Below are 1,671 nucleotides of genomic sequence, written 5' to 3' on the forward strand. Positions count from 1 at the left end.
TTTTTTGAGAGTTATGGGATCATGCGTTTGCTTTTTGTTTTTGTAACGGAGAGTTTGATTCTGGCTCAGGACGAACGCTGGCGGCGTGCTTAACACATGCAAGTCGAACGATGAAGCCTAGCTTGCTAGGTGGATTAGTGGCGAACGGGTGAGTAATACGTGAGTGACCTACCTTTGACTCTGGGATAAGCCTGGGAAACTGGGTCTAATACCGGATACGACCAATCTCCGCATGGGGTGTTGGTGGAAAGCGTTATGGAGTGGTTTTAGATGGGCTCACGGCCTATCAGCTTGTTGGTGAGGTAATGGCTTACCAAGGCGACGACGGGTAGCCGGCCTGAGAGGGTGACCGGCCACACTGGGACTGAGACACGGCCCAGACTCCTACGGGAGGCAGCAGTGGGGAATATTGCACAATGGGCGCAAGCCTGATGCAGCGACGCCGCGTGAGGGATGACGGCCTTCGGGTTGTAAACCTCTGTTAGCATCGAAGAAGCGAAAGTGACGGTAGGTGCAGAGAAAGCGCCGGCTAACTACGTGCCAGCAGCCGCGGTAATACGTAGGGCGCGAGCGTTGTCCGGAATTATTGGGCGTAAAGAGCTTGTAGGCGGTTGGTCGCGTCTGCTGTGAAAGGCTGGGGCTTAACCCTGGTTTTGCAGTGGGTACGGGCTAACTAGAGTGCAGTAGGGGAGACTGGAATTCCTGGTGTAGCGGTGGAATGCGCAGATATCAGGAGGAACACCGATGGCGAAGGCAGGTCTCTGGGCTGTAACTGACGCTGAGAAGCGAAAGCATGGGGAGCGAACAGGATTAGATACCCTGGTAGTCCATGCCGTAAACGTTGGGCACTAGGTGTGGGGGACATTCCACGTTTTCCGCGCCGTAGCTAACGCATTAAGTGCCCCGCCTGGGGAGTACGGCCGCAAGGCTAAAACTCAAAGAAATTGACGGGGGCCCGCACAAGCGGCGGAGCATGCGGATTAATTCGATGCAACGCGAAGAACCTTACCAAGGCTTGACATATACTGGACTGCGTCAGAGATGGCGTTTCCCTTCGGGGCTGGTATACAGGTGGTGCATGGTTGTCGTCAGCTCGTGTCGTGAGATGTTGGGTTAAGTCCCGCAACGAGCGCAACCCTCGTTCTATGTTGCCAGCACGTGATGGTGGGGACTCATAGGAGACTGCCGGGGTCAACTCGGAGGAAGGTGGGGATGACGTCAAATCATCATGCCCCTTATGTCTTGGGCTTCACGCATGCTACAATGGCCGGTACAGAGGGTTGCGATACTGTGAGGTGGAGCTAATCCCTAAAAGCCGGTCTCAGTTCGGATTGGGGTCTGCAACTCGACCCCATGAAGTCGGAGTCGCTAGTAATCGCAGATCAGCAACGCTGCGGTGAATACGTTCCCGGGCCTTGTACACACCGCCCGTCAAGTCACGAAAGTTGGTAACACCCGAAGCCGGTGGCCTAACCCTGGTGGGGGGAGCCGTCGAAGGTGGGACTGGCGATTGGGACTAAGTCGTAACAAGGTAGCCGTACCGGAAGGTGCGGCTGGATCACCTCCTTTCTAAGGAGCTCAACTATTGTTTGGTTGGCCATGCTGCTCGCGAGTGTCGGGTGGGTGGTTTGCTCATGGGTGGAATGTCAGCCCCTTTTTTTTGTTGTTTGT

Annotated in this window: 1 rRNA gene; it reads left to right on the forward strand. The window is 55.3% G+C overall.

Annotated features, from left to right (window positions below):
- Window positions 1-42: 42 nt before the first annotated feature.
- Window positions 43-1,569, forward strand: a 16S ribosomal RNA gene (locus HMPREF3016_RS04030).
- Window positions 1,570-1,671: the final 102 nt, after the last annotated feature.

Origin of the sequence: Rothia sp. HMSC065D02 (genome assembly GCF_001815285.1) — a bacterium.
GTDB classification, from domain to species: Bacteria; Actinomycetota; Actinomycetes; order Actinomycetales; family Micrococcaceae; genus Rothia; species Rothia dentocariosa.